Source organism: Polynucleobacter sp. JS-Fieb-80-E5, from assembly GCF_018882015.1.
Lineage (GTDB): Bacteria > Pseudomonadota > Gammaproteobacteria > Burkholderiales > Burkholderiaceae > Polynucleobacter.
The window spans coordinates 121,578-147,271 of the sequence record NZ_JACVPH010000003.1; the positions used below are offsets into that span (position 1 = coordinate 121,578).

General features: G+C 46.0%; 28 protein-coding genes and 1 tRNA gene. 24 read left to right on the forward strand and 5 right to left on the reverse strand.

The genetic code is table 11. The features are described from left to right. The first annotated feature begins 4 nt into the window (after positions 1–4). The 13 genes from soxZ to mnmH are packed head-to-tail and all read left to right on the forward strand — an operon-like array spanning position 5 to position 9,384. Positions 5–313 (forward strand): thiosulfate oxidation carrier complex protein SoxZ, encoded by a 309-nt coding sequence (gene soxZ, locus ICN44_RS05490; RefSeq protein WP_215363351.1) that lies wholly within the window; start codon positions 5–7, stop codon positions 311–313. A gap of 56 nt (positions 314–369) precedes the next feature. Beyond that, positions 370–1,185, forward strand: a complete 816-nt coding sequence (gene soxA / locus ICN44_RS05495) for a sulfur oxidation c-type cytochrome SoxA (RefSeq protein ID WP_216263050.1) — start codon at positions 370–372, stop codon at positions 1,183–1,185. Between the two features lie 19 nt (positions 1,186–1,204). Next, positions 1,205–1,843, forward strand: a complete 639-nt coding sequence (soxX, locus tag ICN44_RS05500) for a sulfur oxidation c-type cytochrome SoxX (protein ID WP_216263051.1) — start codon at positions 1,205–1,207, stop codon at positions 1,841–1,843. 45 nt (positions 1,844–1,888) lie between these two features. Further along, positions 1,889–3,619: a thiosulfohydrolase SoxB gene (gene soxB, locus ICN44_RS05505; RefSeq protein ID WP_216263052.1), complete on the forward strand. Its 1,731-nt coding sequence runs from the start codon at positions 1,889–1,891 to the stop codon at positions 3,617–3,619. Between the two features lie 20 nt (positions 3,620–3,639). After that, the gene (locus ICN44_RS05510) at positions 3,640–4,077 is read left to right on the forward strand and encodes a DsrE family protein (protein WP_216154070.1); all 438 of its coding nucleotides are present in this window, start codon (positions 3,640–3,642) and stop codon (positions 4,075–4,077) included. A gap of 43 nt (positions 4,078–4,120) precedes the next feature. Continuing rightward, positions 4,121–5,041 (forward strand): MBL fold metallo-hydrolase, encoded by a 921-nt coding sequence (locus ICN44_RS05515; protein WP_255537434.1) that lies wholly within the window; start codon positions 4,121–4,123, stop codon positions 5,039–5,041. Positions 5,042–5,099: 58 nt separating this feature from the next. Beyond that, positions 5,100–5,417: a hypothetical protein gene (locus ICN44_RS05520; protein ID WP_216263053.1), complete on the forward strand. Its 318-nt coding sequence runs from the start codon at positions 5,100–5,102 to the stop codon at positions 5,415–5,417. A 20-nt stretch (positions 5,418–5,437) separates the two neighbouring features. After that, positions 5,438–6,559 (forward strand): YeeE/YedE family protein, encoded by a 1,122-nt coding sequence (locus ICN44_RS05525; RefSeq protein ID WP_216263054.1) that lies wholly within the window; start codon positions 5,438–5,440, stop codon positions 6,557–6,559. 24 nt (positions 6,560–6,583) lie between these two features. Next, positions 6,584–7,021 (forward strand): YeeE/YedE family protein, encoded by a 438-nt coding sequence (locus tag ICN44_RS05530; protein ID WP_216263055.1) that lies wholly within the window; start codon positions 6,584–6,586, stop codon positions 7,019–7,021. 1 nt (position 7,022) lies between these two features. Further along, complete coding sequence (locus ICN44_RS05535) at positions 7,023–7,463, forward strand: DUF6691 family protein (protein ID WP_216263056.1); 441 nt, start codon at positions 7,023–7,025, stop codon at positions 7,461–7,463. Between the two features lie 60 nt (positions 7,464–7,523). Further along, positions 7,524–7,868 (forward strand): TIGR01244 family sulfur transferase, encoded by a 345-nt coding sequence (locus ICN44_RS05540; protein ID WP_215321955.1) that lies wholly within the window; start codon positions 7,524–7,526, stop codon positions 7,866–7,868. A gap of 16 nt (positions 7,869–7,884) precedes the next feature. Beyond that, a complete protein-coding gene (locus ICN44_RS05545) occupies positions 7,885–8,304 on the forward strand; it encodes a thioesterase family protein (RefSeq protein WP_216263057.1) in 420 nt (139 codons plus the stop codon). A 6-nt stretch (positions 8,305–8,310) separates the two neighbouring features. Continuing rightward, a complete protein-coding gene (gene mnmH, locus ICN44_RS05550) occupies positions 8,311–9,384 on the forward strand; it encodes a tRNA 2-selenouridine(34) synthase MnmH (protein ID WP_216263058.1) in 1,074 nt (357 codons plus the stop codon). Here the strand turns inward: mnmH and ICN44_RS05555 are convergent. Next, on the reverse strand, positions 9,381–10,565 hold the full coding sequence (locus ICN44_RS05555; RefSeq protein ID WP_216263059.1) for an acyl-CoA dehydrogenase: 1,185 nt from the start codon (positions 10,563–10,565) through the stop codon (positions 9,381–9,383). The genes mnmH and ICN44_RS05555 overlap by 4 nt on opposite strands. Before the next feature lie 105 nt (positions 10,566–10,670). Between ICN44_RS05555 and ICN44_RS05560 the strand changes: the two genes are divergently transcribed. Both ICN44_RS05560 and ICN44_RS05565 read left to right on the forward strand, forming a co-directional pair. Continuing rightward, the gene (locus ICN44_RS05560) at positions 10,671–11,381 is read left to right on the forward strand and encodes a queuosine precursor transporter (RefSeq protein ID WP_216263060.1); all 711 of its coding nucleotides are present in this window, start codon (positions 10,671–10,673) and stop codon (positions 11,379–11,381) included. A gap of 114 nt (positions 11,382–11,495) precedes the next feature. Beyond that, complete coding sequence (locus ICN44_RS05565; RefSeq protein WP_216122281.1) at positions 11,496–13,103, forward strand: ABC-F family ATPase; 1,608 nt, start codon at positions 11,496–11,498, stop codon at positions 13,101–13,103. Between the two features lie 41 nt (positions 13,104–13,144). On the opposite strand, the gene ICN44_RS05570 is transcribed toward ICN44_RS05565, so the two are convergent. The 4 genes from ICN44_RS05570 to ICN44_RS05585 all read right to left on the reverse strand — a co-directional run bounded on the left by ICN44_RS05570 (position 13,145) and on the right by ICN44_RS05585 (position 16,720). Next, complete coding sequence (locus ICN44_RS05570) at positions 13,145–13,408, reverse strand: DUF1289 domain-containing protein (RefSeq protein WP_216263061.1); 264 nt, start codon at positions 13,406–13,408, stop codon at positions 13,145–13,147. After that, on the reverse strand, positions 13,405–14,577 hold the full coding sequence (locus tag ICN44_RS05575; protein WP_216263062.1) for a GNAT family N-acetyltransferase: 1,173 nt from the start codon (positions 14,575–14,577) through the stop codon (positions 13,405–13,407). Before ICN44_RS05575 ends, ICN44_RS05570 begins: the two co-directional genes overlap by 4 nt. Positions 14,578–14,579: 2 nt before the next feature. After that, positions 14,580–14,966 carry a lactoylglutathione lyase gene (gene gloA / locus ICN44_RS05580; protein ID WP_216263063.1) on the reverse strand — a complete coding sequence of 129 codons (387 nt, stop codon included), beginning with the start codon at positions 14,964–14,966 and terminating at the stop codon, positions 14,580–14,582. Positions 14,967–15,049: 83 nt separating this feature from the next. After that, on the reverse strand, positions 15,050–16,720 hold the full coding sequence (locus ICN44_RS05585) for an electron transfer flavoprotein-ubiquinone oxidoreductase (protein WP_216263064.1): 1,671 nt from the start codon (positions 16,718–16,720) through the stop codon (positions 15,050–15,052). A gap of 158 nt (positions 16,721–16,878) precedes the next feature. Here ICN44_RS05585 and ICN44_RS05590 point away from each other — a divergent pair, with 158 nt between their 5' ends. The 9 genes from ICN44_RS05590 (at position 16,879) to rplT (ending at position 25,682) form a co-directional block, all read left to right on the forward strand. After that, positions 16,879–17,580, forward strand: coding sequence for a CoA transferase subunit A (locus ICN44_RS05590; RefSeq protein WP_216122271.1), 702 nt, complete (start codon positions 16,879–16,881; stop codon positions 17,578–17,580). A 42-nt stretch (positions 17,581–17,622) separates the two neighbouring features. Continuing rightward, positions 17,623–18,273, forward strand: a complete 651-nt coding sequence (locus tag ICN44_RS05595; RefSeq protein WP_215363397.1) for a CoA transferase subunit B — start codon at positions 17,623–17,625, stop codon at positions 18,271–18,273. A gap of 35 nt (positions 18,274–18,308) precedes the next feature. Further along, positions 18,309–20,195 carry an alpha/beta fold hydrolase gene (locus ICN44_RS12410; protein WP_216263065.1) on the forward strand — a complete coding sequence of 629 codons (1,887 nt, stop codon included), beginning with the start codon at positions 18,309–18,311 and terminating at the stop codon, positions 20,193–20,195. Positions 20,196–20,222: 27 nt separating this feature from the next. Beyond that, positions 20,223–22,256 carry a bifunctional (p)ppGpp synthetase/guanosine-3',5'-bis(diphosphate) 3'-pyrophosphohydrolase gene (locus ICN44_RS05605; protein WP_216263066.1) on the forward strand — a complete coding sequence of 678 codons (2,034 nt, stop codon included), beginning with the start codon at positions 20,223–20,225 and terminating at the stop codon, positions 22,254–22,256. Positions 22,257–22,274: 18 nt separating this feature from the next. Then, positions 22,275–22,351: transfer RNA gene (locus tag ICN44_RS05610), tRNA-Val, on the forward strand. A 124-nt stretch (positions 22,352–22,475) separates the two neighbouring features. Further along, positions 22,476–24,398, forward strand: coding sequence for a threonine--tRNA ligase (gene thrS, locus ICN44_RS05615; protein ID WP_216263067.1), 1,923 nt, complete (start codon positions 22,476–22,478; stop codon positions 24,396–24,398). Between the two features lie 43 nt (positions 24,399–24,441). Next, positions 24,442–24,966: a translation initiation factor IF-3 gene (infC, locus tag ICN44_RS05620; RefSeq protein WP_174249837.1), complete on the forward strand. Its 525-nt coding sequence runs from the start codon at positions 24,442–24,444 to the stop codon at positions 24,964–24,966. A gap of 127 nt (positions 24,967–25,093) precedes the next feature. Continuing rightward, positions 25,094–25,291, forward strand: a complete 198-nt coding sequence (gene rpmI / locus ICN44_RS05625) for a 50S ribosomal protein L35 (protein WP_046330084.1) — start codon at positions 25,094–25,096, stop codon at positions 25,289–25,291. 25 nt (positions 25,292–25,316) lie between these two features. Then, a complete protein-coding gene (gene rplT, locus ICN44_RS05630) occupies positions 25,317–25,682 on the forward strand; it encodes a 50S ribosomal protein L20 (RefSeq protein ID WP_011902675.1) in 366 nt (121 codons plus the stop codon). Positions 25,683–25,694 lie beyond the last annotated feature (12 nt).

Consider the following 25,694-nt stretch of genomic DNA (forward strand, 5'->3'; position numbering starts at 1 on the left):
ATATATGTCTGATCCAATGCGCGTAAGAGCGGCCGAAAACGGCGGAATTGTGGATGTAAAAATTTTGATGAAGCACGATATGGAATCTGGTCAGCGTAAAGATGCTGCTGGTAAAACGATTCCTGCGTGGCACATTACTACTATCAATGTCAAAGCTAACGGTAAAGATGTATTGAATGGTCAGTTTGGCCCTGCGGTTTCTAAGGATCCATTCTTGAACTTCAAATACAAGGGCGCCAAAGGTGACAAGATTGTTGTGAGTTGGGTTGATAGCAAAGGTGACAAGCGCACCGACGAAGCAACTGCTTCTTAATTTGCAGGTTGAATCAATAAATCTTTACCACCTCATGGGTTTTGAAAGGGTTGCAAATGCAGCGTAAATTTACATTAGGGCTAGCCTCAGGAATGGCGGCTGCTTTATTAATGGTCTCATCTTCTGTATCAGCGCAAAATAGTGCTACAGACGATATTGCAAAATATCGCGAGATGATTGCTGATGGCAACCCTTCAGAGCTTTACGAGGCAGCTGGTGAGGAGTTGTGGAAAAAGCCTGCTGGCCCTAAGAACGCTACTTTAGAAAAGTGTGATTTAGGTTTGGGGCCAGGTGTAGTAAAGGGTGCTGCAGCTCAGTTACCGCGTTACTTTAAAGACACCAATAAGGTTCAAGATCTCGAATCCCGTTTAATGACTTGTATGCAGAAGCTACAGGGCCGTGATCCGCAAGAGATGATTGATGCCCCGTTTCAAAAGGGCCCTAAGAAGGATATGGAGGCCATTGTTGCTTACGTAGTCACCTTGTCTAAAGGCGACAAAATTAAAGTGAGCACAGCGCATCCGAAAGAAAAAGAAATGTATGAGCTTGGTAAGCGTGCATTTTTCTTCCAGGGCGGCCCAATGGATTTCTCATGCGCCTCTTGTCATGGTGAAGATGGTAAGCGTATCCGCTTGCAAGACTTGCCAAACATCACCACTCAAAAGGGCGCTGCCTTAGGCTGGGGTTACTGGCCCGCATATCGCGTATCGAGTGGACAGTTCTGGACGATGCAGCAACGTTTAAATGATTGCTATCGTCAGCAACGTTTCCCATTTCCAATTTATGCCTCTGATTTAACTATAGCGGTATCAATGTATATGGCTAAGAACGCTAATGGCGGCACAGTTGAAACCCCTGGCTTAAAGCGTTAATGGATAAGAGATAGAGACTATGAACATGAAGAATATTAAATCCCTCTTAGCTATTAGCTGTTTTGCTTTGGCTTCAGTAGTAATGCATGGCAATGTAATGGCGCAGCAAGCCAATGATCCTAAATTCAACAAAATGATGAAGGATGGCTTTAAGGCTGATGGCATAGCTGGCCTAGACCGAATTCAGCAAGATGAAACCCAAAAGTTTTGTTCTGATCCTGTGTTTGCTAATAGCAAGCAGGGTACAAAAATGCGCGAAAAGATTCAGAAAATGAATATGGATAGCATCAAGCAGCCGTCCGATGGCAAGTACATCGGCGACTGGAAAAAGGGTGAGGCGATTGCGCAGAGCGGTCGCGGTGCTACCTGGACCGATAAAGCTGACACTGTTATAGGTGGTGGCTGCTACAACTGTCACCAAATCGATCCTAAAGAAATTTCCTATGGAAATATTGGTCCGTCGTTGACTGGCTATGGAAAGATGCGCGGATATTCTCAAGAGGTGGTGACCTATACCTGGAATCGTATTAATAATTCCAAGGCTTACAACGCATGCAGCAACATGCCGCGATTTGCGCATTTCAAGCTCTTAAATGAGCAGCAGATTCAGGATGTGATGGCATTGCTGCTTGATCCTGCCTCACCAGTCAATAAATAAGTAATAAAAACAGGCCGACAGGCCTGTTTTCACAAAGGGAATGTTATGTCTTTAAGTCGTCGCGATTTTCTACAGGCCTTAGCTATTGCATCTGCAGGCGGAATGAGCTTGCAATCAAACTTTGTTAATGCACAAAGTACTGCGCAAAAATTCTATGACTTGCCTAAATTTGGTAATGTTCACTTTTTGCACTTTACAGATTGTCATGCCCAACTATTGCCAATTTATTTTCGTGAGCCTAATGTAAACCTCGGTATTGGCGCGCAAGAGGGTAAGACTCCTCACTTAGTTGGTGAATATTTCTTAAAGGCTAATGGTATTGCACCGGGTACGCGCGATGCTCATGCCTTTACCTATTTAGATTATGTTGCTGCCGCACAGAACTACGGCAAGATGGGCGGATTTGCTCATATGGCTACATTGATTAAGCAAATGAAAGCAAGTCGTCCTGGCGCTTTGTTGCTTGATGGTGGCGATACTTGGCAAGGCTCAGGAACGGCACTGTGGACCAATGGTCAAGATATGGTTGATGCCGCTCTTGCCTTGGGTGTTGATGTGATGACACCCCATTGGGAAATGACTCTTGGCGAAAAGCGCGTCATGGAAATCGTGAATGGCAATTTCAAGGGCAAAGTTTCATTTGTAGCGCAAAACATTAAAACAGCCGATTTCGGTGACTCAGTATTTAATCCCTATGTCATGAAAGTACAGAATGGCATACAGGTGGCCATCATTGGTCAGGCCTTCCCTTATACGCCCATTGCAAATCCCCGCTACTTCACTCCCGATTGGACATTTGGTATTCAGGAAGAGAATATGCAAAAGACCATAGATGAGGTTAGATCAAAAGGCGCAAAGGTGGTGGTGCTTCTATCTCATAATGGTATGGATGTGGACTTGAAGATGGCCTCCCGCGTACGCGGACTGGATGCTATTTTGGGTGGGCACACCCATGATGGCGTGCCTATTCCAGTGAAGGTGAAGAATGCTAGTGGAGTAACTCTGGTTACCAATGCTGGGTCTAATAGTAAGTTCTTGGGTGTACTCGATTTTGATGTGAAGGGTGGCAAGCCAGTAGATTTCCGCTACAAGCTATTCCCAATTTTCTCCAATATGATTCCAGCGGATCCAACGATGAATAAGTTGATCGCTAAAGTCAGGGCTCCGTATGAAGCCAAGCTCAATGAGAAGTTAGCAACTACAGAGGGTCTCTTGTATCGCCGTGGTAACTTTAACGGTAGCTTTGATCAACTCATCTTGGATGGATTGATGGCGCAGAAGAATGCAGAGATTGCCTTCTCTCCAGGCTTCCGTTGGGGTACCAGCTTATTGCCTGGCCAACCTATTACGCGTGAGAATCTTTTAGATCAAACCGCGATTACCTACCCATACACTACCGTTACCAATATGAGTGGTGAAACAATCAAAACTATTCTTGAGGACGTCGCTGATAACTTGTTTAATCCTGATCCGTATTACCAGCAGGGTGGTGACATGGTTCGCGTCGGTGGAATGCAATACACCATTGATCCAGCACAAACTGCTGGTAAACGTATTTCGGATATGCGCTTAAATGGTAAGGCCATTGATGCAAACAAAACCTACAAAGTAGCTGGTTGGGCACCAGTCAGTGAAGAGGCGAAAAATGCAGGCGGCGAAGCAATTTGGGATGTCATGGAGCGCCACTTGCGCGATGTCAAAGTCGTTAAAGCGGTTAAGCTCAATGAGCCAATCATTAAAGGCGTTTCAAATAATCCTGGCATGGCTCCAATCTAATTATTTACAAGAGAATCAGCATGAAAAAACTACTTTCTATTATTACTGCTTTAGCGCTGACATTAGGATTTTGCTCTGTCGTTTCGGCTCAATCAGCTGGTCCCACTAAAGTGGTTTATCACATTGATGATGCAGAAACTCAAGGTCTAAAAGGCCTGCGCAATATTCGCAATCATTTGGACACTTCTCCCAATACCATCATCATCGTTGTGACCCATGCCAATGGCGTTGACATGTTGATGGAAGGCGCCAAGGATAAGAAAAACAATGTGGAATATGCTCCATTAGTCGGCGCCCTCAAGTCTCGTGGTGTGAAGTTTGAAGTGTGCGAGATCACCTTAAAGAATCGTAACTTGAAAAAAGATCAGTTCACACTCGATGCGGATTTCACGCCATCAGGCGTAGTGCGAGTTGCTGACTTGCAATATAAAGATGGTTTTGCCTACATAAAGCCTTAAGCAGGACATCATGTATTGCTTTAAAAGTCTTGTAGGGATCCTTTTGGGATCCCTTGTTTTTTTCAGTATTGCTTTTGGACAAAGCAACACCCCTGATTCAGTCCTCTTAAAACCTGTGCAGGTAGCGCAGCATACCTATTTTGTACAGGGCTTTCCGGAGATGGGGAGTAGTGCTAATCAGAACTTCATATCCAATGCGGGATTTGTTGTAACGCCGGGTGGTGTCGTGGTTGTAGATGCTTTGGGGTCGCCTATTCTTGCGCAAAAATTAATTGCAGAAATTAAAAAGATTACTCCGCAGAAAGTTGTCGCCATCATTGTTAGTCACTATCACGCAGATCATGTGTATGGTTTGCAAGAATTTAAAAAAATTGGCGCGAAGATTTATGCCCAAGGTGAAGGGCGAAATTATCTTTCTTCAGAAACAGCAAAGCAACGTTTAATTGCGTCAAGAATCGATTTCGCTCCCTGGGTAAATGCAAATACCAAGCTCATTTCTGCTGATGTGTGGATTGATCAGAAATCGAAATTGACGATTGGTGGCATTGATTTCTTTATTAGTAGAGTGGGGCCTGCCCATGCTCCTGAAGATCTGATGGTGTACGTCCCATCCGAGAAGGTGCTTTTTGCGGGAGACCTTGTGTTTAGAGGCCGTATTCCCTTTGTTGGTAATGCTGACAGCAAAGGATGGTTGGCGGCCTTGGACGAAATAGAAAAATTAAATCCCAATATAGTCATACCGGGTCATGGGGGTTATTCAGTAAATCCGACCGAAGATATTGCCTTTACTAGGGGCTATTTGAAGTATTTACGTGAGTCGATGTCTAAAGCAGCAATAAACCTGGATCCTTTTGAGGACGCCTATAAGCAGGCCGATTGGTCGGAATACGAAGGGATGCCTTTGTTTAGGGCTGCAAACCGCATGAATGCCTATAACGTTTACCTGTCTATCCAAGCGGAGTAAGGCAAATTCAGTCATTGGGCCTTAAAATAGAGGATTAATGCTAAATCCTTGATTTGTAATGAAAATGATTTTTCTTCGATCCATTGCGGTGGCCGTATTCAGTGCGCTCCTTAGTGCGCCCGTGTTCGCTACTCCGGATTTGGCGAATGGCAAAACTATTGATCAGCAAAAGTGCTATGCCTGCCATGCCAAAAAAACGGGCTTTGGAAATGGCGACATGATTTACACCCGCTCGGATGGCAAGGTGAAATCCTTGGCCGATTTGAAGAAAATGGTCTCACTCTGCAATGCAGAACTTCGTCTTGATTTATTTCCCGAGGATGAAGTGGATGTGACGGCTTTCCTAAACAAGCAGTTTTATAAATTTAAACCTTAATTTTTCAAGACACAGTCGCTATGGATGTTGTAGATATCAATTCTTTAAGTAAGTCAGTCCTCTGGGCAACCTTTGCTATTACCTTTTTCTTGGGTGCGGTCATGCAAAAGACTGGATTCTGTAGCATGGGGGCAGTGTCTGATGTCTTCATCATGTCTAGTTGGGATCGTTTAAAGCAATGGTTCTTGGCTATTGGGGTTGCCATCATTGGTTTTGCCTTGATGTCTTATTTCGGCTTAATTGATCCCCTGAAGAGTATGTATACCGGTAGTAAATTTTTATGGCTCTCCACTATTGTGGGCAGCGTTATGTTTGGCTTCGGGATGGTCTTGGCCTCGGGTTGTGGCAGCAAAACATTAATTCGTATTGGTGGCGGTAACTTAAAGTCTATTGTTGTCTTTATGGTGCTGGGTTTAACCGCTTATATGACCTTGCGTGGGTTCTTAGGCGTTATTCGTATCAATACCTTGGATACTTTTTTCATAGCTTTCAATACCCCACAAGACTTGCCGAGTCTTTTAAGTGCGTCCCTTGGCATTGCCCGTCCAATTCTTCATTTGGCTCTAGGCTTAATCATTGGCTCGGCATTTATTGCTTATGCTCTTGCGAGCAAGGCATTTTGGACCACTGAAAATATCTTTGCGGGTATAGCTGTGGGATTGGCAATCTGTGCGGTATGGTTTGTATCCGGCAATCTTGGTTTTGTTGCTGAAGATCCCAATACTCTAGAAGAGGTATTTTTAGTAACGAACTCTGGTCGCATGGAGAGCTTATCTTTTGTAGCTCCTTATGCGTATTCACTTGACTGGCTAATGATGTATAGCGATACATCTAAAGTGTTGACCGTTGGCATTATGGCTGTTCTAGGAATGATTCTAGGTTCTGCGGCAGTTTCTATTGCAACAAAATCATTCCGCTGGGAATCTTTTCGTAATTCTGAAGATACAGCCAATCATTTAGTTGGCGGTGCATTGATGGGCTTTGGTGGTGTCACTGCTTTAGGTTGCACAGTAGGACAAGGCTTAAGCGGTATTTCTACCCTAGCCCTTGGTTCATTGCTGGCTTTACCAGGATTTATTTTTGGGGCTTATTTAGGTCTGCGTTACTTACAGGTACGTCTTGCGCCTAACCCTTGCAGTTAATTTTATAAATTGATAGATTAAATAATGCAAATTGACTGGTTCTCGTTTACACCCATTCCCTCTTTACTAGGGGGAATGATTCTTGGGGTTGCTGCAGCTCTTTACGTATTACTTCATGGGCGCATCCTAGGAATCAGTGGCATTGTTTCTGGTTTATTGCATCCCAAATTAACGGACACTGCATGGCGTCTCAGTTTGGTTTTGGGCTTGGTATCAGCTCCATTTATGGCGGCACTGTTTTTTGGAATATTTCCCGTTGTAGAGATTGAGTCTGATTGGTTTGCGATTGTGATTGCGGGCCTTCTAGTTGGCTTTGGTGCGCACTACGGATCTGGCTGTACTAGTGGTCATGGCATTTGTGGGCTTTCTCGCTTATCGCCGCGCTCACTTGTTGCCACACTGTCATTTATGGGCGCAGGTTTTTTGACTGTCTTTGTTCTACGCCATTTGATCGGAGTCTAAGATGAAAAAACATTTTGGCCTTTTGAGTCAGTATGCAATTGGTGTAGTTTTTGGTTGGGGTTTAATCATCTCAGGCATGAGTAATCCCCAGAAGGTATTGGGCTTTTTGGATCTAACGGGTCTTTGGGATCCATCCTTAATGTTTGTGATGTTGGGTGCAGTAATGGTTGGGCTTGGTGGGTTTTATGTGGTTAGCAAGCGGACTGAAGCATTTTTTGGCGGCGCCTTGCATATTCCAAGCCGTAGAGATATCACGAAGCCCCTCATAATTGGCAGCCTCATTTTCGGTGCCGGCTGGGGAATTGCTGGCTTTTGCCCTGGTCCAGTCTTAGTTGCCTTGGGGGCTGGGCACCTGAAGGCCTTGGTATTTGTTGTCGCCATGCTTGTGGGTATGGAAATAAGCGAGCGTTTCTTCTCGGCCCATAAAAAGGCTTCCAGCTAAGTCCCATGAGCCTGATTTAAAATCAACCCTATTACGTCATTATTCAATGTAGAGGGTTTCATGAGTCTTCCTATTTCTTGCCATAGCGATCAGTTCGGTACCATCGGTCAGATCGACGCCAGTCATTTAGCTGAAATTGCGGCACAAGGTTATAAGAGTGTGATTAATAACCGTCCTGATGGTGAGGGCGGTCCAGATCAGCCAACTAATGCCAGCATTCAAGCTGAAGCAGAAAAGTTGGGCTTAAATTATGCATACCTACCAGTTGTACCTAGTGCAATCAATGTTGATCAAGTAAGAGAGATGGCCCGTTTATTGAGGACCATGCCCGGACCAGTATTGGCATTTTGTCGCTCTGGCGCGCGCTCTACGAATCTGTATCAACTTGCATTGCAAGTGAAATAGTAAGTTACTGACCCGCATGCGCATCACCATCCCCGAAGAAAGAAAGCTAGTACATGAAATGATCATGCCTATTCGTTGGGGTGATATGGATGCGTATGGGCATGTCAACAATACTGTGTACTTTCGGTATATGGAGCAAGCTCGCTGTGAATGGATCACATCTTTGGGTTATGACGTCGCTCCTGGTCGCGAGTCCATGTTGATGATTAATGGCTTTTGTAATTTCTTTCAACAACTCACTTATCCAGGTGAATTAATCCTCAAGACTTCTATTGGCGCTATTGGTAGAACAAGCCTGGATCTATACACCAGCATGGCTTTAACTACCGATCCCGAAGTAGAGGCCGCTATTGGTGGTGCAACCATGGTTTGGGTAGACCTCACCACGAATAAGTCAGCGCCTTGGCCTGAGCATGTTTTGCAACAGTTGCGCTAGTCCCTCGTGCAGCCGATTAATCCGCATATCTTAAGATCTGATCAATTTTTATCTGAGCTAGATCAGTTTGATCTTGTGATTGATGTCAGGTCGCCAGCTGAATTTGCCCTTGATCATATTCCGGGTGCGGTAAATTACCCCGCTCTGAATAATGAGGAGCGCGCCACAATTGGTACGCTCTATAAACAAGAGTCTCCTTTTGCAGCTAAAAAATTGGGTGCAGCTTTAGTCTCTAAAAATATTGCTGCACACTTAGAAAATCATTTTCTGGAATTCCCACGTGAGTGGCGTCCATTAATTTATTGCTGGCGCGGTGGCGAACGTAGTGGGGCGTTTACCCATATTCTCAACCGCATTGGTTGGAAAGCCAAGCAGCTCGAGGGCGGGTATCAGGGCTTCAGAAGAACCGTGATTGATGGTCTTGATTACGCTGCAACACAATTTACATTCCAGGTGATCTGTGGAATGACGGGTAGCGGCAAAACAAAAGTGTTGCAAGAGATCGGTGCTCTAGGGGCTCAGATTCTGGATCTAGAAGGCTTGGCCGTGCACCGTGGATCCGTATTGGGTAATGAGCCTAATATCGAGCAGCCATCCCAAAAAGGCTTTGAGACTGCACTTTGGAATGCGTTACGTTTGCTCGATCCAGCTAAGCCTGTATTTGTGGAGTCTGAAAGCAAGAAGGTTGGCGGCTTGCATGTACCTGATGCTTTGATGGAAAAAATTCGCAATGGTAGTTGTATTGAGCTTCGATCCAGCACACAGACTCGCGTCTCTTGGTTGATTCGTGAATATCACCACTTCTTAACCGATACTGATAATTTCAAACAGAAACTGGCCCTACTTACTGCGCATTATGGGAAAGTACAGATCGCCAAATGGAATGAAGCCATTGATGCGGGTAATTTTCCGGAGTTAGTGGAAGAGTTATTGGTAAAGCACTACGACCCTTCATATCAATCTTCGATCGTACGCAATTTTCCCCAATACAAGATTGAAAATTTTGTACAACTGGAAAATGATAGTGACAAGGCCTTTGCCAAAGCAGCAAAGGCCATCATCAGTAAATCAGGTTCTTAGCTAAAAGCTTGGATACCAGTTTGCGCACGACCTAGAATCAAGGCGTGAATATCGTGAGTACCTTCATAGGTGTTCACAACCTCTAAATTCAGCATATGACGTACAACGCCATACTCATCAGAGATGCCGTTACCACCATGCATATCGCGTGCCATGCGCGCGATGTCTAATGACTTACCGCAAGAGTTGCGCTTCATGATGGAGGTGATTTCTGGAGATGCAATGCCTTCATCTTTCATGTGACCTAAGCGCAAGCAACCTTGTAGGCCAAGAGTGATTTCAGTTTGCATGTCAGCCAATTTTTTCTGAATCAGTTGATTGGCGGCAAGTGGCTTACCAAATTGTTTGCGGTCCATGGTGTACTGGCGAGCAGCATACCAGCACCATTCAGCGGCACCTAGTGCACCCCAAGCAATACCGTAGCGAGCAGAGTTTAAGCAAGTGAAGGGGCCCTTCAAGCCCTCAACTTCAGGGAATTCATTTTCTGCTGGTACAAATACTTCGTCCATGACGATTTCACCAGTGATGGAGGCACGCAGACCCATCTTGCCGCTAATTTTCGGGGCGCTTAAGCCCTTCATGCCCTTTTCTAAAATGTAACCACGAATGATGCCTTCATCATTTTTCGCCCACACTACAAATACATCAGCAATCGGAGAGTTGGAGATCCACATCTTCGAACCCGTTAATGAAAAGCCACCGGGCACTTTCTTGGCGCGAGTAATCATGCCGCCTGCATCAGAACCATAGTTTGGCTCCGTTAAACCAAAGCAACCAATCCATTCGCCGCTCGCTAATTTAGGGAGATACTTTTGTTTTTGCGCTTCGCTACCAAATTCATTTATAGGAACCATGACTAAAGAAGACTGCACGCTCATCATGGAGCGATAGCCAGAATCCACGCGTTCAATCTCGCGCGCAATTAAACCGTAAGAGACATAGTTCAAGTTGGCGCCGCCGTACTGTTCAGGAATCGTGATGCCTAAGAGACCAAGCTCGCCCATTTCGCGGAAGATGGCTGGGTCGGTTGTTTCATTGCGGTAAGCGTCATGAATGCGGGGCATCAGGCGCCCTTGAGCGTATTCAGCAGCTGCATCACGAATCATGCGCTCCTCTTCGGTTAGCTGGGTATCCAGAAGAAGGGGGTCCGCCCAGTTAAAGCTGGCCTTACTTTTGCTCATTGCTTTGGCATCCTATATTTCATTTTTGTCTTGATTTTTAGCTGCTTCCTGCGAATTTTCAGGAATACAGATATTCTTGTTTCTATTATCCATTTTTCTTGACTTATGGACTTGCCTAGACCTCGCCACCGCTATTACGACCTGATTTTGGCTGCCTTTGTGGTGGTCTTGCTCTGTTCAAACTTTATTGGTGCCGGTAAAGCAGCTGTGGTTGATTTGCCTTACTTTGGATCCGTGCCTTTTGGTGCAGGCATTTTGTTCTTCCCCATCTCCTATTTCTTCGGCGATATTCTGACTGAGGTCTATGGCTATGCCTATGACCGTAGAGCGGTTTGGACTGGGTTTGCTGCGCTTGCATTTGCGGCAATCATGGCGCAGATAGTGATTGCTTTGCCGGTGGCGCCAGGCGCTTATATGTCTAATTATCAGCAGGGGCTAGAGACTGTCTTTGGAAACTCATGGCGTATCGCCTTAGCTTCCATGTTCTCCTTTTGGTGCGGCAGTCTGACGAATAGCTATGTGCTGGCGAAGATGAAAATCATGACCCAAGGGCGCTTTCTCTGGATGCGTACTATTGGCTCGACAGCTGTAGGGGAGTTGGTTGACTCTTCTCTCTTCTATATGTTGGCGTTCTATGGCATCTGGCCTACCCATGAAGTCATTCAGGTAGCGTTGGCCCAGTACGTGCTAAAGACTGCCTGGGAGGTTCTAGCAACTCCTATGACCTATTGGGTTGTGAACTTCCTCAAGCGTAAGGAAAATGAGGATTTTTACGATATTCATACGAATTTCACCCCATTTAGGGTCAAAGTCTAAGCAAGACCACAGGCTTCCCGCCTACAAAGACCTCTAAGCCGTTAAAATAACGGTCTTTGCCCCCAAATTCGGGGGTAACTATCCAATTGAATTTCAGAAAGCTAGAAAACATCCGTGCTGTCAGCATCTAATATCACCATGCAGTTTGGGGCAAAGCCTCTATTTGAAAACATTTCCGTGAAGTTTGGCGGCGGTAATCGCTATGGCCTGATTGGCGCAAACGGTTGCGGTAAATCCACCTTCATGAAAATTTTGGGTGGCGAGCTAGAGCCAACGAGCGGTAATGTGAGTTTGGATCCTGGTATTCGTTTGGGTAAGTTGCGTCAAGATCAGTTTGCTTACGAGGATGTGCGCGTACTCGACGTTGTGATGATGGGTCACGAAGAGATGTGGAAGGCTGCAGCTGAACGCGATGCTATCTACGCCAATCCAGATGCTACTGATGAAGATTACATGAAGGCTGCTGAGCTTGAGGGCAAGTACGCCGAATACGGCGGCTACACCGCAGAAGCAAAAGCAGGAGAGTTGTTGTTAGGCATTGGTATTCCTATTGATCAACACAATGGTCCGATGAGCAACGTTGCACCAGGTTGGAAGCTGCGTGTATTGCTAGCGCAAGCATTGTTCTCCGATCCAGATGTATTGCTGCTCGATGAGCCAACGAATAACTTGGATATTCACTCCATTCATTGGCTTGAAGACATTCTCAATCAAATTAAGAGCACCATCGTCATCATTTCCCATGACCGTCACTTCCTCAATGAAGTCTGTACGCATATGGCCGATATGGATTATGGAACCTTAAAGGTTTATCCAGGCAACTACGACTCTTACATGCTGGCTTCTGTGCAGGCAAGAACACAGCAGCTCAGCAATAACGTGAAAGCCAAAGAAAAAATTGCTGAATTAGCAGCTTTCGTGGCTCGCTTCTCTGCAAATGCTTCTAAAGCTCGTCAAGCGACTTCACGTCAGAGGCAGCTGGAGAAGATTGAAATTGTTGAGGTAAAGCCTTCATCACGTCAGAACCCATTTATTCGTTTTGATGCTGAGAAAAAATTACACAATATGGCGGTAGAGTGCAATGCACTTACTAAAGCTTATGATCGCGTGATCTTCAAGAATTTCAAGCTAGGTGTTCGTGCTGGTGAAAAGATTGCGATCATCGGTCAAAACGGTGCTGGTAAGACAACACTTCTCAAAACGATCTTGAGTAAGCGCTTTGATGGTATTGCCGCTGATAGCGGTGATGTGAAGTGGGCTGAGAATGCTAACGTCGGCGTAATGCCTCAAGACAATACCGAGATGTTCGCTAAAGACGAATTGCTCATGGACTGGATGAATTGGTGGCGCAATACCGGCGATGATGACCAAGTGATCCGTGGCACTTTGGGCCGCCTCCTGTTCTCTGGTGACGATATTGGCAAGTCTGTCAAAGTCCTTTCTGGTGGTGAAAAGGGCAGAATGATTTGGGGCAAACTCATGCTCCAAAAATACAACGTCCTGGCAATGGATGAGCCAACCAACCACATGGATATGGAATCGATTGAGAGTTTACAAATCGCTCTTGAGAAATTCGACGGTACTTTGATATTTGTTTCTCATGACCGCGAGTTTGTTTCTGCATTAGCCAACCGCATCTTAGAAGTGAAGATGGATGGTACGGTGGTGGATTACTCTGGCACTTACGAAGAGTACCTACGTAGCCAAGAGTTGGCTGGTTAATTAAGGCCCAGTTGTAAAGCTGGCAATAAAAAAATAAGCCCCTAAGCGGGCTTATTTTCTTTGGCTTGTCTCTGGAAGCGGGTTGCAGTACCTTCTGCACGAATGCGTTTCCATACGGAATCTTTTTCTTCTTGAGAAAAGAATACCCAATTACTCACTTCACCTAAAGTGCGACCACAACCTTGGCAGATCTCATCGTATAGCGTGGTGCAAACACCAATGCAAGGCGAGTCAGAGTCTGCATCCCCTGTAGAAAGGGAGTGGGAGCCATCTTGCACAATAGATTTGGTGTCTTTAGAATTCATGGCTGTACTTTAGACGATTTCAAAGGACTGTGCTCGGCGAGCTCATCTACATAAGCCCCTATGCCTTGATGTTCACGATCTAGGAAGTGTTGCACAGCTTTGGCAAACTGAGGATCCGCAATGAAATGGGCAGATTGAATGGTAGTGGGCAAGAAGCCGCGCGCCATCTTATGTTCACCTTGTGCACCACCTTCAAAGGTTTGAATCTGATTAGAGATGCAATATTGAATTGCTTGATAGTAGGCGGTTTCAAAGTGCAGGCAGGGTATATGTTCGATAGCACCCCAATACCTTCCATAAGCCTTAGAGCTTGTGTGGTCAACAACTATTAAAGACGCTGCAATTGGATTTCCATTGCGCTCTGCAATGATGAGGTGTAAGTTTTCAGGCATACGCTGTGCCCATAACTTCAAGAATACCTCATTGAGATAGGGGCTAGATCCATGCTCTAAGTAAGTGTTTGCGTAACAGCGATAAAAGAATTCCCAATCAGCATTGGTTGAAGATATTCCCGGGACATGTCTAAAAGTAATTAGCTTTCTCTCCACCTGTTCTCGTTCGCGTCGAATATTCTTACGGCGCTTCATAGTGAGGACTGCTAAAAATTGTTCGAAATTCTCAAAGCCTTGGTTATGCCAATGAAATTGCACCGAGTCTCGCAACATGAAGCCTTGGCCCTTGAGGCCCTTTGCTTCTGAAGCATGGGGAAATAAAACATGTGCTGAAGATAGATTATTTTGCAAAACTAAAGTCTTCAAACCTGCAATCAATTGTTGTTGCACTAAATCAGCAGCTACATTGCTCGCACTTAAAATCCTTGAGCCTTGAACTGGTGTAAACGGAATGGCGCAAAGCGCTTTCGGAAAATACTGCATACCTTGTTGCTCATAGGCCTGCGCCCAAGACCAGTCGAAGACAAATTCTCCGTAGGAGTGTTGCTTCAAATACAGGGGCATTGCCCCAATGAGCTGGTCGCCATCTTTTAGAAGTAGGTGAGCCACTTGCCAACCAGTATTAGCTCCAACGCAGCCAGTTTCCTCTAGCGCACTGAGAAACTCATGGCGAAGAAAAGGGCCTGCATCAGCAGGAAGCAGAGCGTTCCACTTCTCTGAGGTGATATCGCAAAGGCTATCAACTATTTCTAATTGAAATGAATCGGGCTTTGCCACGATTAACGCTGAATGAGCTCTATTTTGTAACCATCAGGATCGGTAATAAATGCAATGATGGTGTCACCGCCAGCTACAGGACCAGCCTCACGGGTCACATTGCCGCCGGCCGCCTTAATGGCAGCACAAGCTGCATAGGCATCCGGAACCTCAATTGCAATGTGTCCATAGGCCGTGCCTAGGTCATAGGATTGAACGCCATGGTTGTAAGTCAGTTCAATCTCCGACTGGCCATCACCATTCCCTTTACCGAAACCCACAAAAGCCAGTGAATATTTTTGTTCAGGACGTTCAGTCGTGCGCAGTAAATTCATGCCCAAAACTTTGGTGTAGAAATCAATCGAGCGATTAAGGTCGCCAACGCGAAGCATAGTATGTAGGATCATCATGGGTTAAATATAACGCTATTTATTTAATCGTGTTGAGATGAAAAACCCCGGCATTGAACCGGGGTTTGCTGTATTGCATTTCTTTACATGGATGCATAGTTTGGACCGCCGCCACCTTCTGGGGTAACCCAGACGATATTTTGTGTTGGATCTTTGATATCACAGGTTTTGCAATGTACGCAGTTTTGCGAATTGATTTGCAAGCGCGCCTTACCATCGGTTTCGACAAACTCATATACGCCAGCGGGGCAGTAGCGTTGCTCTGGTCCTGCATAGGTTTCCAGGTTCACGCCTACAGGAATAGATTCATTCTTCAGCGTTAAATGAACTGGTTGATTTTCAGCATGATTGGTATTGGAGATAAATACTGAAGAGAGGCGGTCAAACGTAATCTTGCCATCTGGCTTAGGGTAGTCAATCGGCTTGTGTTGTGCTGCAGGCTCCAAACATTCATGGTCTGCATGTTTTAAATGCACGGTCCATGGCATATTGCCACCCAAAAGCTTTTGTTCTAATCCCACCATCAGCGTGCCAACATAAAGTCCTTTTGACATCCAGGGCTTGAAGTTGCGCGCCTGATTGAGTTCTGTATGCAGCCAACTATTTTGAAATGCAGTTGGGTACGCAGACAAAACATCCTCAGAGCGGTTCTCATTGATAGCAGCAACTGCTGCTTCAGCAGCAAGCATTCCAGTCTTAATTGCTGCATGACTTCCCTTGATGCGAGATGCATTAAGGAAGCCGGCATCACAACCAATGAGCGCACCACCGGGAAATACAGTCTTAGGAAGGCTGTTCAAACCACCAGCGGTGAGTGCGCGTGCGCCATAAGAAATGCGCTTACCGCCTTCAAAAGTTTCACGAATCTTTGGATGTAATTTGTAGCGTTGGAATTCTTCAAAAGGAGAGAGGTAGGGATTCTTATAAGACAAGCCAACCACTAACCCAACAGCAACCTTGTTATCAGCTAAGTGATAGAGGAATGAGCCGCCATAGGTATCGCTCTCTAAAGGCCAGCCTGCGGTGTGCACTACAAGTCCAGGCTTACTCTTGGAGGGTTCAACCTCCCAAAGCTCTTTAATGCCAATGCCATAGCTTTGTGGGTCTGCATCCTTATCTAATGCAAACTTAGCAATCAGTTGTTTGCCAAGATGGCCGCGCGCGCCTTCAGCAAAGAGGGTGTACTTGCCGCGCAATTCCATACCAAGCTGAAACTGATCCGTTGGATTGCCTTCTTTGTCTAAACCCATTGAGCCGGTGATGACACCATGGACTGCGCCTTGCTCGTTGTAGAGAATTTCTGCTGCTGGAAAACCGGGGAAAATCTCAACGCCGAGACTTTCAGCTTGTTGGCCTAACCAACGGGTTACGTTAGCAAGACTGACAATATAGTTGCCTTCATTCTTAAAACAGTGCGGCAGCATCCAGTTTGGAACCTGGTATGAGTTATCACTGGTTAAGAACAGAAATTGATCTTGCGTTACTGGGGTATCAAGTGGGGCACCCAATTCTTTCCAGTCGGGGAATAATTCAGTGAGTGCCTTGGGGTCCATGACGGCGCCAGAAAGGATGTGGGCTCCGATTTCAGAACCCTTTTCTAGAACACAAACACTGATTTCTTTTCCTGAGGAGCTGGCTAATTGCTTGGCTTTAATAGCAGCCGACAATCCTGCGGGACCGCCTCCAACAATGACTAGGTCATAGTCCATAGAGTCCCTGGGACCATATTGCTCTACCAACTCTGCAGAATTCATTCAATTTCTCCGAAATTTCTTAAAAATGGGGCATTTAAGCTCTGTTAGTTTAGTTCTAAGTGACAAAAACCGATTTAGTGCCAAGACCGCCTAGCCCCGGGCGTCTTAAGCGTTATGATTGTTTTTTTACCCATTTTGGCAATATTAGGACAAAAGTTATGAATAAAACTTACCCATCGGCAGTGGATGCCTTGCGGGATATCTTAAAAGACGGACAAAAATTAGCTGTTGGCGGTTTTGGTCTTTGTGGCATTCCTGAGGCTTTAATTCAGGCCGTTAAGGACTTGGGTGTTCAAAACCTCACCGCAATCGCTAATAACGCTGGAGTTGACGGCTTTGGTTTGGGTTTATTGCTCAACTCACGCCAAGTGAAAAAAATGGTTGCCTCATACGTTGGCGAGAACAAAGAATTTGAACGTCAGTATTTAGCTGGCGAATTGGAGTTGGAATTTACACCGCAAGGAACTTTGGCTGAAAAATTGCGTGCTGGTGGTTGCGGTATTCCTGCTTTTTATACTAAAACTGGCGTTGGTACTTTAGTTGCCGAAGGTAAAGAAGAAAAAGAATTCGATGGCGAGAAATACATCATGGAGCGTTCAATCGTTTCAGATATCTCTTTAGTAAAAGCCTGGAAGGCAGATAAGTCCGGTAACTTAGTCTATCGCTATACAGCACGGAACTTCAATCCAGTAGTTGCTATGGCTGGCAAGATCACCGTTGCAGAAGTAGAAGAGATTGTTGAGAACGGCAAACTCCATCCTGATGAGATTCATACGCCCGGTATTTATGTCCACCGTTTGGTGCTGCATAAAACACCAGAAAAGCGCATTGAACAGCGCACTATGACTGCAACAGCGTAATTCCCAGAACAGCAATAGAACAGAATACTTAGGAATATCGAAATGCCTTGGACTAGAGATGAAATGGCAGCACGTGCTGCTAAAGAATTAAAAGATGGTTACTACGTGAACTTGGGCATTGGTATGCCTACTTTAGTAGCGAACCATGTGCCTAAAGATATGGAAGTATGGCTTCAGTCTGAAAATGGTTTATTGGGTATTGGACCGTTTCCAACAGAAGAAACAATTGATGCAGACTTAATCAATGCTGGTAAGCAAACGATTACAACTTTGCCTGGTTCATCCATTTTTTCTTCTGCCGATTCGTTTGGAATGATTCGTGGTGGAAAAATTAATATTGCGATCTTGGGTGCAATGCAAGTAAGCGAACATGGTGATTTGGCCAACTGGATGATTCCAGGAAAAATGGTCAAGGGCATGGGCGGTGCAATGGATTTGGTCGCCGGTGTTAAGCATGTTGTCGTATTGATGGAGCACGTTGCCAAGAAAAAAGATGGCACTGAAGAGCTCAAAATTTTGCCGCATTGCACATTACCTTTAACGGGTGTAGGCGTTATTAGCCAGATCATTACCGATCTTTGTGTTCTTGATATCACCCCTAAGGGTTTGAAGTTAACTGAATTGGCTCCAGGCGTGACTAAGGAAGAGGTTATCGCTAAAACAGGAGCCCCTGTTGACACAACAGGTTTCTAATCAGAGTCATCAATTAATGGAATAATGGGTTCACCATGTCGGGCTCCCATCATTTCCATTCGAAGCCATCTAAACCCCAGAATCAATCTGGAGTAGATCCTTCTCTACATGCCCATAAGAAGGGTGATGCACGGCATACCCATAGCAAGCAAGCCTCTAATCAAAACCTACTATTAATTGCCTTAGTACTGACCTTAGGTTTTTCAGGGGTTGAGGGCGCTGCTGCCTATTTCGCAAATTCATTGGCGTTGATTTCTGATGCGGGTCACATGGTGACTGATGCTGCCGCTTTGGGTTTAGCGCTACTTGCGCAGATTATTTCCCGTCGCCCACCATCTCCAAAGCATTCATTTGGTTTTGGGCGTGCTGAAGCGCTAGCTGCATTTGTTAATAGCATTGCGATGCTAGCTTTGGTGTTATGGATCGTCATTGAGGCTGTCAGTCGTTTTGCTAATCCCCATAAAGTGGATGGCTTGACTGTCACGGTTGTTGCTGCAATCGGTCTTCTGATGAACGTCGTCGTAGCATGGGTTTTATCTCGTGATAAGCAAAGTGTGAATACCCGTGCGGCACTAGTTCATGTCATGGGTGATCTATTGGGTTCAGTTGCGGCATTGATTGCTGGTGTTGTGATTCAGCTTACCGGTTGGATGCCTATCGATGCCATTCTCTCTATTTTGGTATCGCTGCTTATTCTGAAGTCCACCATCTCGATTCTGCATGAGTCTTATCACTTCCTGATGGAGGGTGTACCTCTACATATTGATTACTTACAAGTAGGTACTGATTTAAGAAATATTCCAGGCGTACATGCGGTACATGATTTACACGTCTGGGAGATGACCCCTAGCTTCCCAGCCTTGATTGGCCATATTGAAATCGCTGAGATGCAGAAGTGGCCAGAAATTATGGCCAGAATCAATTCGATGCTCTTGGATAAGCACGGCATTGATCACGTGACCTTGCAGCCTGAAGAGGTGGGCGACGATCATGAGCATGAGATTGAGATTGAGAATGATCATCAAGATCATCAAGATCATGATGCCGCACAGGCAGTAAATGTATTTCATGATGGCGACACCTTTTACGTAGAGTGCGCTAGTGGCGATTCCACGCATCGTATGGCCTATCACGCTTGGGGAAACCCAGGCAATAAAGTATTGCTGTGTGTTCATGGCCTTACAAGGCGAGGCAGTGACTTTAAAACGCTCGCGCAGGCCATGTGTAAAGACTATTACGTTGTATGTCCCGATGTGGTGGGTAGAGGTGATTCAGATCGTCTGAGCAATCCAATGCTGTATGCCGTGCCACAGTACGTTGCTGATATTGCTGCGTTAGTTAAGAAGCTTGGTGTTGCACAAGTGGATTGGCTGGGAACTTCCATGGGAGGCTTGATTGGCATGGTGTATGCCGCAATGCCAAACTCACCCATACAGAGAATGATCATCAATGATGTGGGTCCCAAGATTGAGCCAGAGGCAATTAAACGCCTAGGATCATATGTTGGTCAGCCCTTTAGTTTCTCGGATCGCACTGAAGCACTTCAACGCTTAAATGAAATCTGCGCCACTTTTGGCGAGCACACTTCAGAAGAGTGGGAAATTTATAACGGCCCAATGCTGGTTCAAATGGAGGGCAAATGGATCATGCATTACGACCCAGATATCTCGGTGCCGTTTGCATCAGTAAGCCCAATCATGGCTAAAGCAGGCGAGATGGCGATGTGGCATGCCTTTAAGCACATTCATATTCCGATGTTGATTGTTCGTGGCGGAGTTTCTGACTTACTATCCGCAGCTACTGTTGCAGAAATGTGTAAAGTCAACCCTTATGCACGCAGTATTGAGATTCCCAATGTGGGACATGCACCCGCGTTTGTGAAACCCGAGCAGATTGCTTTAGCAAAAGAATTCTTCAGTTAATTACTTCTTAATCACTCCACATTGCCAATGGCAAATGCCCCTAGCAATTCATTAAAAGAGCCAGTATTCGTAGATGCCTGGTATGGTGAGCCGGCAGAATTGCACGCAGCCGGCGTATTGCAGGTATTGCAGTCTCTTAATCTGGATGAGGCGACATTAACTGCTGCCAGCAATATTGCCCGCACCCATGGCAAAGAAGCCCTCATCAAACTCATTGGCGAAGAGCCTGCGAAATTACTGATTGGTTACCGTGGCTTACGTCAAGCGCAAGCAAAGCTAGTTCGTAGTGATGGTGGTTTAAGTGTGACCGGCCAAGAAGAAATGTTGCGCAAAATGCTGTTGGCATTTGGCGATGATTTGCGTGTGGTTCTGATTTATCTCGCTTCCCGCTTGCAGACCTTGCGCTGGATCGCACAAGAGAAGATCGAGATGCCTGCAGCCTGGGCTCAAGAGATCTTGAGTATCGATGCCTCATTGGCTAATCGATTAGGTATTTGGCAAATGAAGTGGGAGATGGAGGACTTAGCATTTCGAGCGCTCTCACCGCAGACTTATCGTGATATTGCCAAGATGCTGGATGCTAAACGCATTGAGCGTCAATCTTTCATCGATCAAATCGTCTTGCAACTGCAGGGCGAATTAAAGGCTGCGCAGATCGAAGGCGAAGTGCTTGGAAGGCCAAAACATATATACAGCATCTGGAAAAAGATGGAAGGTAAATCATTAGACTTTGCCAATCTTTATGATGTCAGAGCATTTCGGGTATTGGTCGCCGATGTCAAATCTTGCTACGCTGTATTAGGCATCGTGCACAACGTCTGGCAGCCCGTACCAAGAGAGTTTGATGATTACATTGCGCGACCTAAGCCTAACGGTTATCAATCACTGCATACAGTAGTGATGAACGAAGACGGTACCGCATTTGAGATTCAGGTCCGCACACAAGAAATGCATCAGCAGGCAGAATATGGTTTAGCTGCGCATTGGCGCTACAAGGAGGGGGCATATGCAGGTATGGCCACCCCCCCAAATCCTGCCAAAAAAAACAAGCCAAGTGTTACTCACCAGCAAGGCACGCATAGCGCAGAGGTTGCCTATGAAAGGCAAATCGCTTGGGCTCGCCAGCTTATCTCTTGGAAAGAGGATGCCTGGGAGCAGCTTAAGCACCATGAGATTGACGACCATATTTATGTGCTTACACCTTTAGGGAAAGTGATTTCTTTGGAGAAGGGCTCAACGCCAATCGATTTTGCTTATGCGGTTCACACTAATCTTGGTCATCGTTGCCGGGGTGCACGTGTAGATGGCGCAATGGTGCCGCTCGAGACGGCATTGAAGAATGGACAAACCATTGAAATCATTGCTGTCAAACACGGTGGCCCATCACGCGATTGGATTAGCCCTGATAAGCACTATTTACGCTCACAAAGAGCACGCCAACGAGTTCGCGCTTGGTTTAATGCGCTCGATGATGAAGAGGCTGGGCAATCTGGAAAAGCTTTAGAGGGTAAAGCTGAGGCAATCCCTGAATTAAAGACCCCATCCACAACACCTGAAATCGTTTTGCGCAACAGCACCCATAAAGCAGGGCGAGGGGGCGATGTTTTGGTCGTTGGCGTGGATTCATTATTGACCCAGTTAGCGCGCTGCTGCCGACCCGTTCCACCAGACACCATTGCGGGATTTGTGACCCAGGGTAGAGGCGTTTCGATTCACCGTCGCTCCTGCAAAACCTTTAGAGGTTTGCTTGAGAGGGCGCCTGAGCGGGTCATTCAAACTGCTTGGACTGCTTCTGCTGCTGATCCTGTGGTCAATCAAGAGCAAAAACGCGTCTTTCCAGCTGATTTGGTGGTGACTGGCTTAGATCGCCCCGAGTTAATGCGGGAGCTCTTTGAAATTCTGACTAGGCAGGGTGTGCATGTGATCGATTTGCGTAAATCAGCCAAAAAAGGTCTTGCTCAGATCCTTTTAACGATTGAGGTGAAGGATTCTGAAGTGCTGCGAGTCGTGCAAAACAGCCTAGAAGAGGTCAAAGGGGTCACCCAAGTGCGCCGCCGGTGATAAACTCTATGGCTGTATAGGCTCGTAGCTCAGCTGGTTAGAGCACCACCTTGACATGGTGGGGGTCGTTGGTTCGAGTCCAATCGAGCCTACCAACGAATAAGACCCAAAAGAAGTGCTATGTATGGCTTCAAAGAGGCGCGGATGCCCAAAAGCTACCGCGCTTTCTTTTTGGGAAAGATGTCAGTAATGAAGTTCAGTAAATAATATGGGGTCATCATGCTTGTAGTTACTCTACCCGATGGATCAAAACGTGAGTTTGAGGGACCTGTTCGCGTAGCGGATGTAGCCCAAAGCATTGGTAGCGGTCTTGCAAAAGCTGCCCTAGGTGGCATCGTTGACGGCAAGATGGTGGATTTCAGTTTTGTAATTGATAAAGATAGCCAATTAGCCATCATCACTGACAAGAGTCCAGAAGCGCTAGAGATTGTTCGTCACTCCACAGCGCATTTATTAGCCTACGCCGTTAAAGAGTTATTTCCTGAAGCACAAGTAACTATCGGTCCAGTAATCGAGAATGGTTTTTACTATGACTTCTCTTATCACCGCCCATTTACTCCGGATGACTTAGTCGCTTTAGAAAAGAAAATGACTGAGCTTGCTAAAAAAGATGAGCCAGTGACTCGCACCGTAATGCCGCGCGATAACGCTGTCGAGTTTTTTAAGAAGCAAGGCGAAAACTACAAAGCAGAATTGATTGCCAGCATTCCGCAGGGCGAAGATGTTTCCTTGTATGCTGAAGGTAAATTCACCGATTTATGCCGCGGCCCGCACGTGCCTTCTACCGGCAAGCTCAAGGTATTTAAGCTCATGAAGCTGGCCGGCGCTTACTGGCGTGGCGATAGTAAGAATGAGATGCTGCAGCGTATTTACGGCACCGCATGGTTACGTAAAGAAGATCAAGATGCTTACTTACATATGCTTGAAGAATCTGAGAAGCGTGATCACCGCCGCCTCGGTAAGCAACTTGATTTATTTCATTTTCAAGAAGAAGCGCCTGGTTTAATTTTCTGGCATCCAAAAGGTTGGTCCATTTGGCAAGAAGTTGAGCAATACATGCGTCGCGTGTATCAGCAAGAAGGCTACCAAGAAGTAAAAGCTCCGCAGATTTTGGATCGCGGTCTTTGGGAAAAATCAGGCCACTGGGAAAACTATAAAGAAAATATGTTCACGACGGAGTCGGAGAATCGTGCTTACGCATTAAAGCCGATGAACTGTCCTGGTCACGTACAAATTTATAACTCTGGCTTGCATAGCTATCGTGAGTTGCCATTACGTTTTGGTGAGTTTGGTCAATGTCACCGTAACGAACCATCAGGTGCATTGCATGGTTTGATGCGTGTGCGCGGCTTCACTCAAGACGATGGCCATATTTTCTGTGCTGAAGATCAAATTCAATCAGAGGTTGCTGCTTTTGATAAAGCAGTGCGCGCTGTGTATCAAGATTTTGGGTTTACCGAGGTGGCTGTAAAGCTAGCCTTACGTCCTGCTAAGCGTGTAGGCGATGATGCTATTTGGGATAAAGCAGAAGAGGCCCTCCGTGGTGCCCTCAAGGCTTCAGGCCAAGAATGGGAAGAATTGCCAGGTGAGGGTGCTTTTTATGGCCCTAAGATCGAATATCACCTTAAGGACTCGATTGGTCGTACTTGGCAATGTGGCACGATCCAGGTCGATTTCTCAATGCCAGCCCGTTTAGGTGCTGAATATGTTGCAGAAGACAATAGTCGCAAGACCCCAGTTATGCTCCATAGAGCAATTGTGGGCTCCTTAGAGCGTTTTATCGGTATTTTGATTGAAAACCATGCTGGAAACATGCCAGTTTGGCTTGCCCCAACCCAGGCTGTTGTCCTCAATATCTCTGGAAATTCTGCTGCATATGCACAACAAGTGCAGCAATTGCTGAAAAAACAAGGGTTTAGAGTCGAATCTGATTTGCGGAACGAGAAAATTACGTATAAAATACGTGAGCACGCATTACAGAAGACCCCATTTTTGCTAGTTGTAGGTGATAAAGAGTCTGAAAGCAATACGGTGGCCGTTCGTGCCCGTGGCGGAGTGGATTTAGGTGTAATGCCTCTTGATGCCTTCGTTGCCCGACTCCAGCAGGATATATCCCAGAAAGTCGGACCCGAGCTTAGCTAGGGTTAGAACGGTTTTTTATTGTTTTTTTAAAGGAATTAAGAAGATCGCTACTGAAAAATTGCAGCGCATTAACCGGGAAATTACTGCTCCTGAAGTGCGTTTGATTGGAATTGATGGAGAGCCCATCGGTGTAGTTAAGTTGAGTGAAGCCTTGGCTTTGGCAGAAGAGAAAGAGACCGATTTGGTTGAAATTGCTCCGACGGCTGTGCCACCTGTAGTCCGCATCATGGACTTCGGCAAATTCAAATACCAAGAAGCCAAGCGGATGCATGAAGCTAAGCTGAAGCAAAAAGTAATTCAGGTGAAGGAAGTGAAGTTCCGCCCTGGTACTGATGATGGTGACTACGGTGTGAAGCTACGCAATCTAATCCGCTTTTTGGAAGATGGCGATAAGACAAAGATTACGCTGCGGTTTCGGGGTCGTGAAATGGCCCACCAAGAAATCGGAGTCAGAATGTTGGAGCGTTTGAAGTTGGATCTCGTTGAATACGGCCAAGTCGAACAGTTTCCAAAGATGGAAGGCCGCCAGATGGTGATGGTATTGGCCCCTATCCGTAAGGCTAAGTAACTAGGTTCTACCTGGTTCTTATGTAGGGAGGTATCGAAAGATATCGGTAGTTTGAAGTGCTTCTGGGTACAGGAAGAGTAACCGTCGGTTACCACCTATGTTGCACAAGTAATTGAAGGGGTGCTTTATGCCCAAGATGAAGAGCAAGAGTAGCGCTAAAAAGCGCTTCACGGTTCGCGCAGGCGGAACGATTAAACGAGGACAGGCTTTCAAACGCCATATCCTCACCAAGAAGACCACAAAGAATAAGCGTCACTTACGTGGTACCACCGAAGTTGCGAAAGCTGACGTTAAGTCAATTCGCTCCATGCTTCCATACGCTTAACCTCAGACTAGATTAGGAGAAATAAATGCCAAGAGTCAAACGTGGGGTTACAGCAAGAGCCCGTCATAAGAAAATTACCGATGCCGCTACAGGTTACCGTGGCCGTCGTAAGAACGTATTCCGTATTGCTAAGCAAGCGGTTATGCGTGCTGGTCAATATGCCTATCGTGACCGTCGCAATAAGAAACGTGTATTCCGCGCATTGTGGATTGCCCGTATCAACGCGGCAGTTCGTCAGCATGACATGACCTATAGCGTATTCATGAATGGTATGAAGAAAGCTGCGATCGAACTCGACCGCAAAGTGCTTTCTGATATGGCCATTGCTGACAAAGCAGCTTTTGCTGCTTTGGTTACTCGGATCAAATCCGTAGTAAACGCTGCAGCTTAATCTTAGTTTTCT

Excerpts from the sequence above, each read along its gene's own strand:
- soxZ (WP_215363351.1), top strand. The coding sequence starts at position 5 with ATGTCTGATCCAATGCGCGTAAGAGCGGCCGAAAACGGCGGAATTGTG.
- soxA (WP_216263050.1), top strand. The coding sequence starts at position 370 with ATGCAGCGTAAATTTACATTAGGGCTAGCCTCAGGAATGGCGGCTGCT.
- soxX (WP_216263051.1), top strand. The coding sequence starts at position 1,205 with ATGAACATGAAGAATATTAAATCCCTCTTAGCTATTAGCTGTTTTGCT.
- soxB (WP_216263052.1), top strand. The coding sequence starts at position 1,889 with ATGTCTTTAAGTCGTCGCGATTTTCTACAGGCCTTAGCTATTGCATCT.
- ICN44_RS05510 (WP_216154070.1), top strand. The coding sequence starts at position 3,640 with ATGAAAAAACTACTTTCTATTATTACTGCTTTAGCGCTGACATTAGGA.
- ICN44_RS05520 (WP_216263053.1), top strand. The coding sequence starts at position 5,100 with ATGAAAATGATTTTTCTTCGATCCATTGCGGTGGCCGTATTCAGTGCG.
- ICN44_RS05525 (WP_216263054.1), top strand. The coding sequence starts at position 5,438 with ATGGATGTTGTAGATATCAATTCTTTAAGTAAGTCAGTCCTCTGGGCA.
- ICN44_RS05530 (WP_216263055.1), top strand. The coding sequence starts at position 6,584 with ATGCAAATTGACTGGTTCTCGTTTACACCCATTCCCTCTTTACTAGGG.
- ICN44_RS05535 (WP_216263056.1), top strand. The coding sequence starts at position 7,023 with ATGAAAAAACATTTTGGCCTTTTGAGTCAGTATGCAATTGGTGTAGTT.
- ICN44_RS05540 (WP_215321955.1), top strand. The coding sequence starts at position 7,524 with ATGAGTCTTCCTATTTCTTGCCATAGCGATCAGTTCGGTACCATCGGT.
- ICN44_RS05545 (WP_216263057.1), top strand. The coding sequence starts at position 7,885 with ATGCGCATCACCATCCCCGAAGAAAGAAAGCTAGTACATGAAATGATC.
- ICN44_RS05555 (WP_216263059.1), bottom strand. The coding sequence starts at position 10,565 with ATGAGCAAAAGTAAGGCCAGCTTTAACTGGGCGGACCCCCTTCTTCTG.
- ICN44_RS05560 (WP_216263060.1), top strand. The coding sequence starts at position 10,671 with ATGGACTTGCCTAGACCTCGCCACCGCTATTACGACCTGATTTTGGCT.
- ICN44_RS05570 (WP_216263061.1), bottom strand. The coding sequence starts at position 13,408 with ATGAATTCTAAAGACACCAAATCTATTGTGCAAGATGGCTCCCACTCC.
- gloA (WP_216263063.1), bottom strand. The coding sequence starts at position 14,966 with ATGATGATCCTACATACTATGCTTCGCGTTGGCGACCTTAATCGCTCG.
- ICN44_RS05585 (WP_216263064.1), bottom strand. The coding sequence starts at position 16,720 with ATGAATTCTGCAGAGTTGGTAGAGCAATATGGTCCCAGGGACTCTATG.
- ICN44_RS05590 (WP_216122271.1), top strand. The coding sequence starts at position 16,879 with ATGAATAAAACTTACCCATCGGCAGTGGATGCCTTGCGGGATATCTTA.
- ICN44_RS05595 (WP_215363397.1), top strand. The coding sequence starts at position 17,623 with ATGCCTTGGACTAGAGATGAAATGGCAGCACGTGCTGCTAAAGAATTA.
- ICN44_RS12410 (WP_216263065.1), top strand. The coding sequence starts at position 18,309 with ATGTCGGGCTCCCATCATTTCCATTCGAAGCCATCTAAACCCCAGAAT.
- ICN44_RS05605 (WP_216263066.1), top strand. The coding sequence starts at position 20,223 with ATGGCAAATGCCCCTAGCAATTCATTAAAAGAGCCAGTATTCGTAGAT.
- thrS (WP_216263067.1), top strand. The coding sequence starts at position 22,476 with ATGCTTGTAGTTACTCTACCCGATGGATCAAAACGTGAGTTTGAGGGA.
- rpmI (WP_046330084.1), top strand. The coding sequence starts at position 25,094 with ATGCCCAAGATGAAGAGCAAGAGTAGCGCTAAAAAGCGCTTCACGGTT.
- rplT (WP_011902675.1), top strand. The coding sequence starts at position 25,317 with ATGCCAAGAGTCAAACGTGGGGTTACAGCAAGAGCCCGTCATAAGAAA.